This window comes from Flavobacterium sp. YO64 (assembly GCF_004119505.1).
Lineage (GTDB): Bacteria > Bacteroidota > Bacteroidia > Flavobacteriales > Flavobacteriaceae > Flavobacterium > Flavobacterium oncorhynchi.
The window spans coordinates 58855-76016 of the sequence record NZ_NRQV01000015.1 but is presented as its reverse complement, the minus strand read 5'-3'; the positions used below and the strand labels follow the sequence as shown (position 1 = coordinate 76016).

At 33.2% G+C, this 17162-nt stretch carries 16 protein-coding genes; 7 read left to right on the top strand and 9 right to left on the bottom strand.

Annotated features, from left to right (window positions below; genetic code table 11):
* Positions 1 to 154: 154 nt before the first annotated feature.
* Positions 155 to 1234, bottom strand: coding sequence for a DNA replication/repair protein RecF (locus BOW57_RS12540; RefSeq protein ID WP_129054675.1), 1080 nt, complete (start codon positions 1232 to 1234; stop codon positions 155 to 157).
* 243 nt (positions 1235 to 1477) lie between these two features.
* On the opposite strand from BOW57_RS12540, the gene BOW57_RS12535 reads away from it, so the two are divergent.
* The 6 genes from BOW57_RS12535 to BOW57_RS12510 all read left to right on the top strand — a co-directional run bounded on the left by BOW57_RS12535 (position 1478) and on the right by BOW57_RS12510 (position 7978).
* The gene (locus tag BOW57_RS12535) at positions 1478 to 2257 is read left to right on the top strand and encodes a hypothetical protein (RefSeq protein ID WP_089055883.1); all 780 of its coding nucleotides are present in this window, start codon (positions 1478 to 1480) and stop codon (positions 2255 to 2257) included.
* 84 nt (positions 2258 to 2341) lie between these two features.
* Complete coding sequence (ribH, locus tag BOW57_RS12530) at positions 2342 to 2914, top strand: 6,7-dimethyl-8-ribityllumazine synthase (RefSeq protein WP_089057981.1); 573 nt, start codon at positions 2342 to 2344, stop codon at positions 2912 to 2914.
* A gap of 346 nt (positions 2915 to 3260) precedes the next feature.
* Positions 3261 to 5195, top strand: coding sequence for a DNA mismatch repair endonuclease MutL (gene mutL / locus BOW57_RS12525; RefSeq protein WP_129054673.1), 1935 nt, complete (start codon positions 3261 to 3263; stop codon positions 5193 to 5195).
* The gene (locus BOW57_RS12520; RefSeq protein WP_164973705.1) at positions 5192 to 6004 is read left to right on the top strand and encodes a rhomboid family intramembrane serine protease; all 813 of its coding nucleotides are present in this window, start codon (positions 5192 to 5194) and stop codon (positions 6002 to 6004) included. Before mutL ends, BOW57_RS12520 begins: the two co-directional genes overlap by 4 nt.
* A gap of 45 nt (positions 6005 to 6049) precedes the next feature.
* Positions 6050 to 6913, top strand: a complete 864-nt coding sequence (locus tag BOW57_RS12515) for a rhomboid family intramembrane serine protease (RefSeq protein ID WP_129054671.1) — start codon at positions 6050 to 6052, stop codon at positions 6911 to 6913.
* A gap of 18 nt (positions 6914 to 6931) precedes the next feature.
* Positions 6932 to 7978: an endonuclease/exonuclease/phosphatase family protein gene (locus BOW57_RS12510; RefSeq protein WP_164973704.1), complete on the top strand. Its 1047-nt coding sequence runs from the start codon at positions 6932 to 6934 to the stop codon at positions 7976 to 7978.
* Between the two features lie 70 nt (positions 7979 to 8048).
* Here BOW57_RS12510 and BOW57_RS12505 read toward each other — a convergent pair whose 3' ends face one another.
* From BOW57_RS12505 to BOW57_RS21055, 8 genes are all read right to left on the bottom strand, one after another.
* Positions 8049 to 8663 carry a WbqC family protein gene (locus BOW57_RS12505; RefSeq protein ID WP_129054669.1) on the bottom strand — a complete coding sequence of 205 codons (615 nt, stop codon included), beginning with the start codon at positions 8661 to 8663 and terminating at the stop codon, positions 8049 to 8051.
* Positions 8664 to 8751: 88 nt separating this feature from the next.
* Complete coding sequence (gene lepB, locus BOW57_RS12500) at positions 8752 to 10305, bottom strand: signal peptidase I (protein WP_129054667.1); 1554 nt, start codon at positions 10303 to 10305, stop codon at positions 8752 to 8754.
* 67 nt (positions 10306 to 10372) lie between these two features.
* Positions 10373 to 11074, bottom strand: a complete 702-nt coding sequence (gene dapB / locus BOW57_RS12495; RefSeq protein WP_129054665.1) for a 4-hydroxy-tetrahydrodipicolinate reductase — start codon at positions 11072 to 11074, stop codon at positions 10373 to 10375.
* Positions 11075 to 11111: 37 nt separating this feature from the next.
* Positions 11112 to 11681 (bottom strand): DUF5683 domain-containing protein, encoded by a 570-nt coding sequence (locus BOW57_RS12490; protein WP_089055891.1) that lies wholly within the window; start codon positions 11679 to 11681, stop codon positions 11112 to 11114.
* Entirely contained in the window at positions 11681 to 12583 is a 903-nt protein-coding gene (locus BOW57_RS12485; protein WP_089055892.1) for a ParB/RepB/Spo0J family partition protein, read from the bottom strand. Before BOW57_RS12485 ends, BOW57_RS12490 begins: the two co-directional genes overlap by 1 nt.
* Before the next feature lie 5 nt (positions 12584 to 12588).
* The gene (locus tag BOW57_RS12480) at positions 12589 to 13356 is read right to left on the bottom strand and encodes a ParA family protein (protein ID WP_089055893.1); all 768 of its coding nucleotides are present in this window, start codon (positions 13354 to 13356) and stop codon (positions 12589 to 12591) included.
* A 304-nt stretch (positions 13357 to 13660) separates the two neighbouring features.
* On the bottom strand, positions 13661 to 14065 hold the full coding sequence (locus tag BOW57_RS12475; RefSeq protein WP_129054663.1) for a septal ring lytic transglycosylase RlpA family protein: 405 nt from the start codon (positions 14063 to 14065) through the stop codon (positions 13661 to 13663).
* 287 nt (positions 14066 to 14352) lie between these two features.
* The gene (locus BOW57_RS21055) at positions 14353 to 14538 is read right to left on the bottom strand and encodes a PepSY domain-containing protein (RefSeq protein ID WP_129054754.1); all 186 of its coding nucleotides are present in this window, start codon (positions 14536 to 14538) and stop codon (positions 14353 to 14355) included.
* Positions 14539 to 14672: 134 nt separating this feature from the next.
* Here BOW57_RS21055 and BOW57_RS12465 point away from each other — a divergent pair, with 134 nt between their 5' ends.
* Positions 14673 to 17072: a TonB-dependent receptor gene (locus BOW57_RS12465; protein WP_129054661.1), complete on the top strand. Its 2400-nt coding sequence runs from the start codon at positions 14673 to 14675 to the stop codon at positions 17070 to 17072.
* Positions 17073 to 17162: the final 90 nt, after the last annotated feature.

The window sequence follows — 17162 nt, the reverse complement described above, 5'->3', positions numbered from 1 at the left end:
TTCATTTTTAAAATCTTAATAGAATTATAAAATCGAATTGATGTTTTTTGCCACGAATTAACGCGAATTTTTAATTTCAGTTTGACTTTGAGCAACTTTGTCAAAGTTTTACATGCTGTTAATCTTATAATTCGCGCTGGTTAACGGCAAATTATTATAAATTAAAAATTTTATAACTCTGATGCGTCAATTTTACAATGGCTTCCGTACGATCTGGATGTGTGTCTGAAATAAAAAGCTGTCCAAATGTTTCGCTGTTTACCATTTCGACAATTTTTGCCACTCTGGTTTCATCTAACTTATCAAAAATATCATCAAAAAGTAAAAGAGGTTTTACGCCGCTTTGTTTTTTTAAGAATTCAAATTGAGCTAGTTTTAAAGCAATTAGAAAAGATTTTTGCTGTCCTTGTGAGCCGAATTTTTTGATGGGATGCGAATCTATTTCAAACAATAAATCATCTTTGTGAATTCCAGTGCTCGTATATTGAAGTGCTCTGTCTTTATTGATGTTCTCTTTTAGCAGTGTTAATAAATCCTTTTGATACAAATGACTTTCATAAACTACCTGAACAGTTTCTTCAGATCCTGTTATGGCTTGATGATGGATATTAAATATAGGTATGAATTGTTCTAGAAAATCTTTTCGTTTTTCAAAAATAGATTGTCCAAAGGTATTTAACTGCTCATTATATATAGATAAGGTATCATTGTCGAAAGTATGATTGAGTGCAAAATACTTTAAAAGTGCATTTCGCTGTACAATTACTTTTTGATATTGTATAAGCTGATGTAAATAAGCAACGTCTAATTGCGAAATTACGCTGTCCATAAATTTACGGCGTGTTTCGCTGCCTTCTACAATTAAATCACGATCAGCAGGCGAGATGATTACTAACGGAATAAAACCAATATGATCTGAAAATTTATCATAAGCTTTTCCGTTTCTTTTTAAGATTTTCTTTTGTCCTTTTTTTAAACTGCAGACAATTTGTTCTGTTCTTTCGTCTTTTTCTAATTCAGCATCAATAACAAAAAACTCTTCTCCGTGTTTGATATTTTGAACAGCAAGCGGATTGAAATAACTTTTTCCGTAAGCTAAATGATAAATAGCATCAAGAACATTGGTTTTTCCAATTCCGTTTTTGCCGACAAAACAATTAATCTTGATGTCGAAATCAAAATTAGCTTCGGCGAAATTTTTATAATTGAATAATGAGATTTTGTTTAAATGCATTTTTTAAGAGACTCTAAAAAGAAAATTACTGTTTTTGCAACGAGTAAAATTGAGACTGTAAAATTATCTAATTTTATCGATATAAAAGGGTTTTAGCGTGTTTCAAGTTGATTTATTTTGGTGCTGATGTGAAAGGAGTTAGCATTCTTAAAAATATTTGTTTTAAAATAGTGATAAAATTGATTTTTTTTACCTCAGTTTCAATAAAAATTTTATTTTTGCCGTTCACTAAATTAATTTTAAATGGCTACTTACAATAAAAGAGGATATAAAGCACCAAAGGAGAAGGAAGTTAAAGAAGTAACTGAAGAGCAACAAGTAATTATTGACGAGAAAGACAGCAAAACTGCTGAGGTTTTTTCTAAGTTAGACGAAACTGCTTCAAGAACTGAGGATTGGGTTGCTAAAAATCAAAAAATCATTATTGGTTTAGTTGCTGGTATTGCAGTTGCTACTATTGGATATTTGGCTTACCAAAAGTTTATCGAAGCTCCTAAACAAGACGAAGCTGCAAACGAAATGTTTGTTGCACAACAAAACTTTCAAAAAGCTGTTGATGGTGTAGCAAGTGATTCATTATATAAATTGGCTTTGAATGGTTCTGAAGGTAAATTCGGATTTGTGAAAATCGCTGACGAATATTCTGGAACTGATGCAGGAAATTTAGCAAATTACTATGCGGGTATGGCATATTTAAATACAGGTAAATTTGATGATGCTATTAAGTATTTAGGTAATTTTAAATCAGAAGATTTAATTTTAAGTGCTTTAGCAAAAGGAGCAATTGGAGATGCTTATTCTCAAAAGAATCAACAAAAAGAAGCTTTAGATTATTATGTAAAAGCTGCTGAGTCTAATAAAAACGATTTTACAACACCTCGTTTCTTATTAAAAGCTGGTAAAACGGCTTTAGCTTTAGGTCAAAAAGAAGATGCGTTAAAATACTTTACAGATATTAAAGATAATTTTGATGCAACTCCAGAAGCGGCTTCTGTTGATGCTTTGATTGGATTAGCACAATAAATTATTGAAGAGTTTAGATTTTAGGTTTTAGATTTGTATTTTTACAATCAGAAATCAAGAAATATAAAATCTTAAATATAAAAGATGGCTACCGAAAATAAAAATTTATCACAATACGATAAAAACACAATCCCAAATGCGAAAGACTTTCGATTTGGGATTGTTGTTTCTGAGTGGAACGAAACTATTACAGAAGGACTTTATAATGGTGCTTTTGAAGCATTAATCGATTGTGAAGTTCCTGCACAGCAAATCATTCGTTGGAATGTTCCGGGAAGTTTTGAATTGATTTATGGCGCAAAGAAAATGCTGCAAACACAAAATGTAGATGCAGTAATTGTAATTGGTTGCGTAATTCAAGGAGAAACTAAACATTTTGATTTTGTTTGCGAAGGCGTTACACAAGGAATTAAAGATCTGAATGTTCAAACTGATATTCCAGTTATTTTTTGTGTTTTAACAGATAATAACATGCAGCAATCTATTGATAGAAGTGGTGGAATTCACGGAAACAAAGGAACCGAAGCGGCAATTGCAGCAATAAAAATGGCTTATATTCGTCAGCAGGCTTCAATGGCGCATGCTTTTAATCAGCCATTGCTTTCGTCAGGAGCTCTTCAGATAGAAGATGGTCCTAGAAAAATTGAAAAAGAATAAAAACACAATTGTTTTAAAAATAGTTAAGCCTATACTGTAAAAAAGTATAGGCTTTTTTTATGTCTTTTTTGAGGCAAATTATCAGGAAGAATAATGTATTCGGATCAGTATATAAGATTTTGTTTTTGATAAATAGAATACTTTCAATTGTAAAAGTTAATTGATTTTCTTTTAGAAATAAAATTCAATAACTTTAATCTTTCTGTTTCTTAGAGCATTGAGGTTTTTGTTTTTTTTATGATTGCAGATATTCTGAAAGCCAGTCAAAATTTACTAAATTTGTACCTCTTGGTTTAGATTTCAAATCAAAAATCTTAAATAGTTAATCTACAATCCTAAATATTAAATGTCGAGTATTATTCAATTGCTTCCAGATCACGTTGCTAACCAGATTGCTGCCGGAGAAGTGGTTCAAAGACCAGCTTCAGTCGTAAAAGAATTGTTAGAAAATGCTGTAGATGCAAAAGCAACTGATATTAAATTGATTATAAAAGATGCCGGCAAATCATTAGTTCAGGTTATTGATAATGGTGTTGGAATGACAGTTACCGATGCTCGTTTGTGTTTTGCACGTCATGCAACTTCAAAAATCCGTCAGGCTGAGGATTTATTTTCTCTTGGTACCAAAGGTTTTCGTGGAGAAGCTTTGGCTTCGATTGCGGCTATTGCCCACATGGAAATGAAAACCAAGCAGGATCAAGATGAATTAGGAACGCATATTGTAATCGAAGGAAGTAAGTTTGTTTCGCAGGAAGTAGCTGTTTTACCAAAAGGTACTTCATTTGCGGTTAAAAATTTATTTTTTAATATTCCAGCACGTCGTAATTTCTTAAAATCTGATACAGTCGAGTTTCGTCATGTTATGGATGAATTTCAGCGTGTGGCGCTGGCGCATCCAAATATTCATTTTAGTTTTTATCATAACGGAAGTGAGTTGTATAATTTGCCTGCAGCAGGATATCGTCAACGTATTGTTGGGATTATGTCTGGTAAAACTAACGAAAAGTTAGTTCCAGTTAATGAAGATACCGAGATTATAAATATTCAAGGATTTGTCTGTAAGCCAGAATTTGCTAAGAAAAATAAGGGAGAACAGTTCTTTTTTGTTAACGATCGATTTATAAAAAGCGGTTATTTGCATCATGCGGTTATGGCGGCTTATGATGGACTTTTGAAAGATGGTTCGCAGCCGAGTTATTTCTTGTATTTACAAGTTCCGCCTAATACAATTGATATTAACATTCATCCCACTAAAACCGAAATTAAGTTTGATGATGAACAGGCTTTATATGCTATTTTAAGAGCTTCAATTAAACATAGTTTAGGACAGTTTAATGTTGCTCCAGTTTTAGATTTTGAAAGAGACTCAAATTTAGATACACCTTATCATTACAAAGATTTAGAAGCAGAAACACCTACAATCCAGGTTGATGGAACTTTTAATCCATTTACAGATGATAAAACCAATCAACATTATTCAAAAGCAGCTTCAGGATCAGGTTCTAGTTATGGTTCAGGATCTTCTTCTTCGTCTTCTTTTTCATCAGGCTCCTCTTATTCGGGGTATTCAAAAAGAGTAGAGCCAACAGTGAGTTGGGAAAGTTTATACGTTGGTTTAGATACTGAAAATACAGAAAGTATTGAAAGTTCGCCTTTTAACTTTGAGAATGAAGAAGTAACTTCATCTTTATTTAATGATGATGAGGTGGAACAAGCAAGTCAGAAAACGTATCAAATACATAAAAAATATATAGTTTCGCCAATAAAGTCAGGGATGATAATTGTCGATCAGCATCGTGCACATCAACGTATTTTGTACGAGCAGTTTTTGTTGAATATGACAGTAAATCAAGCTTCGAGTCAGCAGTTGCTTTTTCCGTTGGATTTGTTTTACTCTTCATTAGAAATGAAATTGATCGAAGAATTAAAACCTTCATTAGAAACTACCGGATTTGTGTTTGAAGATGCAAAAACCGATCATATTGTAATTTCGGGAATTCCAGTAAATATTACCGAAAGTGAAGTTTCTCTTGTAATTGAGCAATTGTTGAGTGATTTGCAAGATGGAATCCCAGCGAGCAGTTACAGTCAGAATGATACTATAGCCAAATCGATGGCAAAAAGTTTAGCGGTTAAAACAGGGTCTTATTTAACCGAAAAAGAACAAGATAATCTCGTAAACGGTTTGTTTGCTTGTAAAGATCCAAATATTTCACCTTTTCAAAAACCTACATTCATCACCATGCGTGTTGAAGATATAGATAAAAAGTTTGCCTTATGATGAATATGACTCCCGTTGTAAAACAACTGCTTATAATTAATATTATATTTTTTATAGGTTCCCAACTAGTGCCAATTTCATATGATTATTTAATGTTGTATTATCCAGAAAGTGATAATTTCAGGATTTGGCAGATTATTACGCATATGTTTATGCATGCAAAATTGCCAAATTTTGCTCATATTTTATTTAATATGTTTGCATTGTATAGTTTTGGTTCTGCATTAGAGCACTTTTGGGGCGGTAAAAAATTCTTGTTTTTCTATATTTCCTGTGGATTAGGTGCCGCTTTGCTTCATACTGGAGTAAATTATTTGCAATTACAATCTCTTTTAAATTCAGTTTCTAGTTTGAATTTGTCTAAAGCTGATCTTCATTTAATTTTGAATGCGGATTATTCGTCTTTATTTGATTCAAATGGCAAAATGATACAAGGTGAAGTTGCAGCTATTTTAAATAATGCACATTGTACTCAAGAGCAGTTTAATGCCTTGGCACAAGCGAGCGGAATTGTTCAATCGCCTGTTTTAGGTGCTTCCGGTGCAATTTATGGCTTGCTTACAGCATTTGCTTTCATGTTTCCTAATGCTCAATTGGGTATAATGTTTATTCCTGTTCCTATTAAAGCAAAATACTTTGTACCTGGAATTTTAGCAATTGATTTGTTCTTAGGATTTAAGGGAAGTTCTTTATTTGGAAGTGGTGGTACTGGAATTGCTCATTTTGCACATGTTGGTGGTGCAATTGCTGGTTTTTTAATGATGTTGTACTGGAAAAAAAATCAGTTTAATAACAATCGTTGGAATTAATTTTTAACTTTAAATAATTAATTTTAGAAACCAAAAGAAGACTTTATGAATATTCTTGACGATTTAAAACTCCAATACAAATTAGGTGGAATCGCAATGCGAGTAATTTATTGGAATATTGCCTGCTTTCTTATTTCTTTAATTTTTTTCTATCAATATTCTGGTGGAGGTTTTGCTTATCCTAATTGGTTAGCATTGTCGTCAGATCCAAATGTTTTTTTGTTCAAACCTTGGACTTTTTTAACGTATGCATTTTTTCATTCCTCTTTTTTGCATTTGTTGTTTAATATGATGATTTTAAACTTTGCGAGTAACTTGTTCCTTACTTTTTTTAGTCAAAAACAATATTTAGGGTTGTATATTTTAAGCGCTATTTTCTCGGGAGTAGTTTTTGCGCTTAGTTTTTATTTTTCAAATATTGCTGGTTCTATTGTTGGAGCTTCGGCTGCAATTATGGCCATTTTGGCAGCTGTTACAACGTATCAGCCTTTAATGAACATTCGTTTGATGCTGATTGGCAATGTAAAGTTGTGGCATATTACGGGGGTAATTTTAATTTTAGATTTAATGCAGTTTCGCTTAGATAATATGGGCGGACATATTTCGCATTTAGCGGGAGCTGTTTTTGGTTTTATCTTTATTAAACTGTTGCAGCAAGGAACTGATTTAAGTAAAATTGTTTCTAAAATATTAGACTTTTTTGCTAATTTATTTAGAAAATCTCCAACAACGCCATTTACAAAAGTTCATAAAAATTATAAAAAACCGACAGAAAAAGTAACTTCACGAATTGTTACTAAAGATAAAACACAGCAGCAAATTGATGAGATTTTAGATAAAATCAGTCAATCTGGTTATGATTGTTTGACTAAAGAAGAAAAAGAGTTTTTATTTAAAGCAGGGAAATAATCCTTTCAGCCAAAAAATATGAAAAACCTTTCGTGGTTTAATAAAGTAATGTTCTTTTTGAATATAGTGTTAACTGTACTTACATTCAGCATCTATATTTTACCTTTTCTAGCACCTAAAAGTTTTCCTCTTTTATCGGTGCTTACACTGTTTATGCCGGCTTTTTTTGTGATGAACGGATTCTTCTTCGTTTACTGGGCAATTCAGTTTAAAAAGCGCCTTATTTTGTCTGGTTTGGTTTTGTTAACCGGGATAACGTTTATTAGTAAATTCTACAAGTTTTCGGCGAAAGAGTATGTTAAAAACGAAAAAGATTTCTCGGTAATGAGTTATAATGTTCGTCTTTTTAATGTTTTTAAATGGTTAGATCGCGATGATATTCCTTCAAATATTAAAGCTTTTATTGACGAAAAAGATCCTGATATTTTGTGTATTCAAGAGTATTCTAATTCAGCTCATCTTGATTTAAAAGTGTATCCGCACCGCTATATTTTTATAGATGGGAAAAAGATCAAAACAGGTCAAGCCATTTTTTCGAAATTTCCTATAATCAACGAAGGGAATATTATCTTCCCTAAATCGGATAATAATGCAATTTACGCAGATATAAAACGCGGAAAAGATGTTATTCGGGTTTATAATATGCACCTGCAGTCAATTAAAATTTCGCCTGATGTTAACGAAATTTCAGATGATATAGATAATGTAAATCAGAAAAAATCACAGCGTATTTATGCTCGAATCAGTAAGGGATTTACGCAGCAGCAGGAGCAAGCGGAGATTTTTAAGGAAAATATTAAACAATGTAAAAATCCAATTATTATTTGCGGAGACATGAATAACAGCCCGTTTTCGTACGTTTACCGAAATATTAAAGGAAAGCTCAAAGATGCTTTTGAAGAAGCAGGTGAAGGTTTTGGAGCAACTTATAAATTTAGATATTACCCAGCACGAATCGATTATATTTTTACAGATAGTAAAATGAAAGTAAAGAATTTTGAAAGCTTTCCTGACTTCGAAAATTCAGACCATTATCCTATAATGGCTAGACTTTCAATGGAATAAAATTGATATTCTTGAATTTTTTAAATTGCTTTAGCTGTTCGCCGTTACTTGGCAAAAATTCGGAAGAATATTATAATAGTTTCTGTGTTTTTAAATAATCCATCGCAAATTTCCCTTCATTAAAAAGTAAATCTAAAACACTTAAATTGTTGATAAAACCATGTTTGTCATCAAAAACCTGAGTGTATTTTTCGAATGAATTTTGATCTTTTTTTCCATTTGCTAAATATCTGAAATCAGAAATATTTTCTATCTCATGAAAGTATTCAGTTGTTTTGCCGAATTCTAATTTCATTCTTAGACATTTTGTGGTAATGTCTAAAACTTCCATATTTAAATCCATTAAAAAAGTGTGTTTTTTCTCGAAAATAGGAGTAATGTCATCTTCAAAAAATTCGAAGAAAGGCGAGCTTCTATATGCTGCTTCCAGTGATTTAAAGTGCTGTTTCTGCCAGTCAAATTCATTTTCGATCAAAACATCCTTTGTTTTCTGATGTGCAGATTTAGAATGTTTAACAGGAATGTTTAATAATTGAATTCCGTTTGGACTATAGATATATGTGCGGTTTCTATTAGTCTGCTTTTGAAAATTATCTTCCATTTCAAAAGTTACATTCTCAGATTGTGCCATAACAGCAAAGTGGCTGATTGATGGAAAATAAGTAGGAAGTAATAAAGAGTTCATTGTGGTTTTTGTTTAATCGGTAAATCGTTTAATCGTTCTTTTTGAGAAACAATTAAACGATTTACCAGTTCAACGAATTGACGTTTTTTTATGCTTTGTTTTCTTTTCTTTTTCTCCAGAAGAATTCTCCAACGAAGTAAAGACCAAGAACAATTAAGAAATATTTGAAGTAAGATTGTGGCTGTCCTTCACCATCAACAGTTGTGAATACACGGTTCCAACGTATTTTGTTGATGCCTTTTCCGTTTGTATCCCAGCTCATCCAAATAAAAACTGGTTTTCCAACAATATGATTTTCTGGAACGTAACCCCAAAAACGGCTGTCTTCAGAGTTATGGCGATTGTCTCCCATCATCCAGTAATAATTTTGTTTGAAGGTGTAAGTATTAGTTTGTTTCCCATTAATAAAAAACTGAGAATTTTTTAATTCTAAAGTGTTTCCTTCGTAATTGGTAATGATGTCTTTGTAGAATGGTAAAGATTCATTTGTTAATGCAACTGTTTTTCCGGCTTCTGGAATATAAATCGGACCGTAGTTGTCTTCATTCCATTTATTGATATGTGGGAACACAGCATTGTTTGTTCTTGTCTCGATTTTTCGTACTACTGCGGTAACACCCGGAGTGTTTTTTATACGTTCAGCGCTTGCTTCGGTTAATGAACCAAAATAAAGAGTGTCTCTTTTTTCGCTTCTAAAACCTGCTGGATCTGTAATGTCTAATTCTTTAAGTAATGATTCAAAATCAATACTTGTTTTTCCGTCTAAAGCTACAGCGTAAGAATATTGTGGTTTAGCTCGCTCTGGTAAAACTAATTTTTTTCCGTTAATGTAAACAAAACCATCTTTTATTGATAAGCTGTCTCCAGGAATACCAACACATCTTTTTACATAATTTGATCTTTTGTCGATAGGTTTAATAACGCCTGGTCTTCCTTTTGGTTCGTAAAAATAATGTACGGTATCAACAGGCCAGTTGAAAACTACAATGTCTGTACGTTTGATTTTTTCTAGAGCAGGCAGTCTAAAATAAGGTAATTGAGGCCAGCTTAAGTATGATTTTCTTTTCGTTAACGGAATAGAATCGTGTACCATTGGCAATGCAATTGTTGTCATTGGTACTCTAGGGCCGTAATTTATTTTACTTACAAATAGGAAGTCACCAATTAAAAGGGATTTTTCAAGAGATGATGTAGGAATTGTATAAGGCTGAACAACGTAAGTGTGTACTAAGGTTGCAACAATAACCGCAAAAAGTAATGAACTGATTGTATCGGCTGTTTTATTATCAGGTGTCAGTTTTCTATCTGCATTATACTCTAATTTTTGAGTATAGTTTACATAATAAATATAAAAACCAAGAGTAAATAGACCTAGTATAGTATCTAATGTAGATTTTTTGCCAAAAGTTCTTAAAGTTTCAACCCAAACAACAGGAAACATAATTAAGTTGATAATTGGAATGAAAAGCAAAAATGTCCACCAAGTTGGGCGACCAATTATTTTCATTAAAACAATCGAGTTATAAACTGGAATTGCAGCTTCCCAGCTTTTTCTACCAGCTGCCAGATACAGTTTCCAAGTTCCCGCAAAGTGGATGATTTGTACTGCTAAGAAAAATACGAACCAAGAATATAGTGTCATAGTTTTTGTGTTTTTATGTTTTAAACTTTAGATTGTTCTTATGTAGAAGTCTTAAGTTTGGTGTGTTTTATTTTAGATTTAATACATCTTTCATGCTGTAGATTCCTGTTTTACCAGCAAGCCATTCAGCAGCGATTACTGCACCTAGAGCAAAACCTTCGCGGTTGTGAGCAGTATGTTTTAGTTCGATGCTGTCTACAATTGAGTCGTATGTTACGGTATGAGTGCCGGGAACGTCTCCAATTCTTTTCGCTTCAATATGAATTTCGCCTTGTTTAGCATCATCTAAAGTCCAATTTGCATAATTGCTGTTTTCAATAACGCCTTTTGCTAAAGAAATAGCTGTTCCGCTTGGAGCATCTAGTTTTTGAGTGTGATGAATTTCTTCCATCGATACTTTGTATGAATCAAATTGCGACATTATTTTGGCTAAATATTCATTTAGTTCAAAGAAAATATTAACTCCTAAGCTGAAATTTGAACTTGAAATAAATCCGCCTTGTTTCTCGTTGCAGAGAGCGATCATTTCGTCAAAGTGTTCCAGCCAACCAGTTGTTCCAGAAACAACAGGAACATTTGCGTGAAAGCAGTTTGAAATATTATCTACGGCTGCAGTAGGAACACTAAAGTCGATAGCGACATCAGCAGTTGAAAGTCCGTCGTAAGTATTGAATTCATCTTTCTTTAAAACAATTTCATGACCTCTTTCTAAAGCAATTCTTTCGATTACTTTACCCATTTTTCCGTATCCTAAAAGTGCAATTTTCATTTTATATATTTTTTGTTTTAAAAGCCTTTAAAGACTGTTAAAAGTGGTAATTAAAAGTTAGTCCAACATTTGGTTTAAAAGTTACATCGGCAGGATAAATTTCCGGGCGTAATGATAGTCTTTCGTTTACGTTGAATTGAATCAAGGCGGCATCGACGTTGGCATCGATAATGTTTAAAGCGTAAAAGGCAACAACAAAAAGGGCTGATAAATCTCGGTTTCGCTGGTAGAATTTTTGACCAGCAATAAGCCTGCTGTCATCTAGATAATCGTACTTTCCGCCAGTTCCAGGTCCGTAGCCTTCAAGTCTGCGTTTGTATTCGTCACGATAATCATGGTACTTTTTATTATTATCGATGTAAAAGTATAAGCTGGTTCCTATGGCACCGTAAACTAACGGTATTTTCCAGTATTTTTTATTATAGGCTTGACCTAAGCCAGGTAGAATTGCAGAATAAAACGCTGCTTTTGCTGGTGTCAAAGGGTCAATTTCTTGTAATTTACTTGTGTCTTTAACAACCAAAACCGTGTCTTTTTTTGTTTGAGCAAAAAGAGAAACGGTTCCTATGAGAAAGAACAATAAACTTATGGGGACAATCTTATTCACTATCCGTTAATTAATTTTATAATTCGATTAAAGTCGGCTTCAGAACTAAATGGAATTGTAATTTTTCCTTTTCCGTTACCTGCGACTTTTATATCAACTTTTGAACCAAAATAATCATTGAAAGAGTTTTTTTGAGTTTCTCTAACCATAAATGAAGAATCAGATTTTGGTTTTTGTTCTGCTTTTGGTTTTAAACTTTCGTGATAATTTTTTACTAAAGTTTCAGTTTCACGAACAGATAAATTCTGACTTACGATTTTTTGATAAATATCAGTTTGAACATCTAAGTCTTCAATATTTATAATAGCGCGTCCGTGTCCCATGCTGATAAAACCATCTCTAATTCCAGTTTGAATAATTGGATCAAGTTTTAAAAGGCGTAAATAGTTGGCAATTGTAGAACGTTTTTTTCCAACACGTTCGCTCATTTGCTCCTGCGTTAATTGAATTTCGTCAATTAAACGCTGGTATGAAAGTGCAATCTCGATTGGGTCTAAGTCATGACGTTGAATATTTTCAACCAAAGCCATTACTAAAGACTCATTGTCATTTGCAATACGAATGTATGCAGGAACGTGAGTTAAACCTAATAAAGTTGAAGCACGTAAACGACGTTCTCCAGAAATTAATTGGTATTTATTGAAATCTAATTTTCGAACAGTAATAGGTTGAATTACACCAAGTTCTTTGATAGAAGTGGCTAACTCGCGTAATGATTCTTCGTTAAAATTGCTTCTAGGCTGAAACGGATTTATTTCGATAGCACTTAGTTCAAGCTCAATAATATTTCCAACAACCTTATCAGCATTTTTATCTTCTACTGATACAATGTCGTTTTCCGGATCTTTTAATAATGCTGATAATCCTCTTCCTAAGGCTTGTTTTTTAATTGCTTTTGTCATAAAAACTATTTACTGTTTTTCTTTATAATTTCTTGAGCAAGGTTGATATAATTAACTGCTCCTTTGCTGGTTGCGTCATAATTAATGATGCTTTCGCCAAAACTTGGAGCTTCGCTCAATTTAACATTTCGCTGAATTACGGTATCAAAAACCATATCGTTAAAGTGTTTTTGAACTTCTTCTACAACCTGATTTGATAAACGTAATCTTGAATCATACATGGTAAGTAATAATCCTTCAATATCAAGATCTGGGTTGTGTATTTTTTGAATACTTTTTATGGTATTCAATAGTTTTCCTAATCCTTCAAGTGCAAAATATTCACATTGAATTGGAATTACTACAGAATCAGCTGCTGTTAGAGCATTCAAGGTTAATAAACCTAGCGAAGGAGCACAGTCGATAATGATATAATCATATTCTTCTTTAACACTTTCTAATGCTTTTTTAAGCATGTATTCTCTGTTTTCCTTGTCAACCAATTCAATTTCGATGGCAACAAGGTCAATGTGAGCAGGTATCACGTCAACATTTGGTGCTGTGCATTGGATGATAGTTTCTTTTGGCGTGTGGCTATGTTCAAGTATTTGGTAAGTTCCAATTTCTACAGTTTCAACATCAATCCCAAGGCCAGATGTAGCATTTGCCTGAGGATCAGCATCAATAAGTAATACTTTTTTTTCTAAAACACCTAATGAGGCAGCAAGATTTACTGATGTAGTTGTCTTTCCAACGCCTCCTTTTTGATTAGCAATCGCAATGATTTTGCCCATTTATTTTCTGAATTTTGAACCGTAAAAATACAATTATTTATGGTTTTTGAAAATCTATTTTGTAAACATTTAATAAACGTTGGTTAATCGTTGTGCGGTGCGTGTTTTACAGATTTAATTTTTAATGTATGTTTAAAAGAATAACGAAATTTTGCACAGTTTCGTCTTTTGATTTGGCAAAAAAGCAGGAATTGTAAATTGATTTTTGAGATCAACTCAAAAAATAAACGTTTCCCTTTAAAATTTTTGCTAATGCCCGGCAAGGCAGTCAGACTGAAATTGTTCTAATTGATTTGTTTGGAGTTTAGTTTTTTAAAACTTCAATTTTGACTTTAAGCGAACCGCTTCCTTTATTTGAGGCAATTTTCATAAAAGCTTTTTTGGTAAGATCAATTTCTCTTCTTTTGCTGTAAGGTCCTCGATCGATAACTTCTACAATAACTGATTTATTATTTTTTTCGTTTGTGATTTTTAGTTTTGTTCCAAATGGAAACTTTTTATGAGCAGCCGTAAATTTGCTGTTGTTGAACCTTCTGCCACTGGCTGTTCGTTTTCCATTGAACTTGTCGTTGTAATAAGAAGCATGAGCATGGGTTTTGTATAAAGTGTATTTTTCGGTCTTTTCGTTTGACTCTTTAACGGATGTTTTTTTTTGTGCAACCGCTAATGAGGAAATAATTAAAAGAATAAAGAGGGCTATTTTTTTCATTTTAAATTTTCTTAGGGTTTGCAAAAAACGCTTATTTCAAAAAATAAACCAAACGCATTAGGTTATATTTATAATATTGGAAGGCACTTCTACAAAAAGAGAAGCTAATTGTGAAGGCTTTAATAGGTATGTCAGGAATATATAATTATTTCTTAATTCGCTGATTTTGTTAGTGTTTTAAGTGCTTTTCTAAAAAGGTAGCGGTGTAAGGATTTAAACTATTCTTAAAAGAGGCGAAAATAGAATTTTGGAGGGAGGATAGATGTAAACAGATCCAGAGGTTCGTGTTAGGATTTGTTTTTTCTTTTTTTACCAAGCCAAATAAGCAAGCCTGTAATCGGCAGAAACAAAGCAGATAGTGTCACTATAAAAGCAATAATTTTGGTCGGATATCCGTAAATGCTGCCTGTATGAATCGGATAGACAAGTCTTTTTGCTTTGTCGCCGCGGCTAAATGACTCATAGGGTCTGATCTATATATACTTGTAGGTGAAAAATCATAGAAGAAATCTGATTAAGTCTTGTTAAATTGGTGTTTATCTTTACATTTGCATTGTTTTTAATTGTTCTAAATAAAAACAATAAAGTAGTAACCAATCTAAAACTAATGAAAAATTTTAATGCGAGAATAGCTAAGTTTTTGTTTATATTTAGTTGTTTGTTTTCTTTCTGTCTTGTTTCCGCTCAACAAAATCAGGGGAAAATAAAAGGTAAAATTATTACCTCAGATGGTACTCCAGCGGCAGGAGTTACCGTTAATTTAAAAAAATCGAAATACACAACAGTAACAAATTCAGAGGGGAGTTTTCTTTTTAGTGAGATAAAAGCTGGAATATATGTACTGCAAATTTTTTCTAAGGGATATCAGTCTTTAGAACAAGAAATCGCCGTAAATTCAGGAGAAACCCTTACAATTAATCTTCAGCTGACTGTTTCGGATAAGACAACGGAACCTGGCAGCATGGAATATCTTGATAACGGTGATGAGCTTAAGGAGATAGTTGTCTCCGCAAGCAGAAAGATTGAAACATTATCAAAAACACCATCTTCTGTAACGGTAATAACATCAAAAGAAATTGAAGATCTTTCAATTGTTAGTCCTAATATAGCAAATATCGTAGCATACGCTGTTCCGGGGTTAGGGTCGGCAACAAATAATACAGGTAATTACGGTCAAACTTTACGCGGGAGAAATCCACTAGTTCTTATTGACGGGATACCACAGTCAACGCCTTTAAAATCGGCAGGAAGAGAGATTCGTTCAATTGATCCTTCAGTTATTGAACGTATTGAGGTTATTAAAGGTGCTACTGCGATATATGGAAATGGTGCTGACGGAGGATTAATCAATTATATAACCAAAAAGCCTAAAACTCAGAAGAAATTTGGAGGATACAGCGAGGCGGGAACTTCTGGAAATGTACAAGGGGACAGTGTCGTTGGGTACAGGTTTGTGCAGCAGTTTTATGGAAAAATCAATAAGTTCAGTTACATTGTAGCTGGTTCATATGATAGGACGGGTGTTTTCAGGGATGCCAAAGGTGAAGTGATTTCACCTGAATATGGATTGGGAGAAACTAAAACCTATAATGTTTTTACAAAAATAGGCTATGATTTTACCGATAAACAGAGGGTGGATGTAATGTATAATTATTTCAGCTCGAATCAAGACTCCGATTATATTCTTAAAAATGGTATATACGGGGTAAGCCCTGCCATTGGGATTCTTGGAAATAGACCTGGTGTTGATGAAGGTACAAAATACAATCACAATGCCAATATTCAGTATTTTAACAGGGAAATCTTTGGAAATACAAGTCTTACGGCTAATATTTATTTTCAGGACTTTGAAACAGTCTTCTCTAATTCAACATTCTTTTATGGAGGAGGACAGTCTCAGACTGCATCAACTAAAAAAGGATTCAGATTATACTTAAATACTCCTTTTGTTCTATCCTCAAAAATTAACGGAGATGTTACTTACGGGGTGGATATTCTAAATGATAAAACAAATCAAAAATTGGTAGACGGCCGTGTTTGGGTGCCGAATATTGATATGGTTAACCTAGCACCTTATATGCAGTTATCAACACAGTGGTTTGATGATTTTACAGTAAAATTCGGTGTTCGTGCCGAGAATATAAAAATTGACATCGAAGATTACAATACCATAGCTAAAGGTGCTGGTGGCGCTGGAAGTATTGCTGTTAAAGGTGGAGACCTAAGTTATGATGCTTTTGTTATCAATACGGGAATCAGATATTCAAGATTTAAGTTCTTTAATCCTTTTGTAAGTTATTCACAGGCTTTTTCAATATTTGATTTAGGAAGGGTGCTGACGGCGGCTACAGAGGACGCTGTGTCAAAATTACAGACTAAACCCATAATTGTAAACAATTACGAAGGAGGCTTTAGCAGTCAGCTTGGAAAACTGAATCTGAGTGCGGCATTTTATTACAGTACTTCAAAACTTGGAACCAATTTAATTCAGGTTGACGGACTGCTGGTAGCCGAACGTTTGCCGGAACGAGTATGGGGTAATGAGTTTCAGTTGGATTATCAGGTACATAAACAGCTTACTATTGGAGGAAATTACGCTTATGTACAGGGCAGGGGAGATAAAGATTCTGATGGAACTTTCTATGGTCCGACCGATATTTATTTAAAGTCAAATCGTATACCGCCGGTAAAAGTGACTGGTTACGCAAAATTCGGAAACGAAAAATTAAATCTAGAATTGTACTATATGTATGTTGGGGATCGAGATGTTTTTATGCCAAATGCTAAAGGAGCTTATGCTATTGGTGAAGGTCCGATTAAATCTTTTAATTTGTGGAATCTTGCTTCTGCATATAAAGTGACCAATCAGATTAGAGTGAAATTTGGTCTTGAGAATATTTTCAATACGGCCTATTATCCGACTACTTCACAGTTTTACGGAAGCAATGCGAATTATACTAGAGGGAACGGACGAAGATTCAATCTGGCACTGGGATATAGTTTTTAAGTCATTACTTTTTTCCGATTACAAAATAGAGGTTTCTGATTTTATCAGGAACTTTTATTTTATAAGGGTGTTTGTAAAAACTCCAGTGTA